Source organism: Streptomyces sp. AC627_RSS907 (assembly GCF_019049165.1).
In genome coordinates this window covers 1-626 of record NZ_JAGMUE010001467.1, presented here as the reverse complement: position 1 = coordinate 626, position 626 = coordinate 1, and the positions used below count along the sequence as shown (strand labels likewise).

Sequence of the window (626 nt, the reverse complement as noted above, 5' to 3'; positions counted from 1 at the left end):
CACGGGCACAGTGCTGACGCCACCCAGCTCATCACCCAGGCGCTCGAAGCGGTTCGCGACATCGGTGAGCCAGATGTCGAGGCTCAGGGGGAAGCTACCGTCGTCGCGGCACTGGTCGCGAACGCCCAACCCGAGGAAGCGCTCCGCCTCGCCCGCTCCCTCACCGGCCACCCGGCCTATCAGGCACAGGCCCTGGCCAGTGTCGCCGCCGGCTACGGCCCCACTCCCCAGGGGCGGACCCTGCTGGCCGAGGCGCTCGCGATCGGTGAACCGATGCCGATGGTGGCCGAGATCGCCCAGGTGGAACCAGCCGCCCTGGAGTCCCTGGCCGACTACCTCCAGGCCGACATCGCAGCCGATCTCACCCAGCCAGGTGACCCCACCCAGCCACCACCCACCACACCCCTCACTCAACCCGAGTCACCCGACAAGGGCGCCCCTCAGGCCGAGTAACCCTTCGGCGGGACCAGGCTGGCCAGTTGGTCGAAGGACAGCCAGTACACCTGGTTGCCGCCGAAGGACGCCGGGTCGGCGATGAGGACCGTGCGGTTCGCGTCGTCGTAGCCGATGACGGTGAAGTAGTGGGAGATCGTCTGGTCCGACGGGTAGCCGGGGGGCTGGTTGCC

At 69.5% G+C, this 626-nt stretch carries 1 protein-coding gene and 1 pseudogene; one reads left to right on the top strand and one right to left on the bottom strand.

What is annotated here, in order from left to right:
• Nucleotides 1-453: pseudogene (locus KUM32_RS42480) on the top strand (hypothetical protein); the annotation flags it as partial.
• On the opposite strand, the gene KUM32_RS42475 reads toward KUM32_RS42480, so the two are convergent.
• Nucleotides 441-626, bottom strand: a 186-nt coding sequence (locus KUM32_RS42475) for a C39 family peptidase (protein ID WP_217146919.1), incomplete at its 5' end; no start/stop codon positions are given. The pseudogene KUM32_RS42480 and the gene KUM32_RS42475 sit on opposite strands and share 13 nt — an antisense overlap.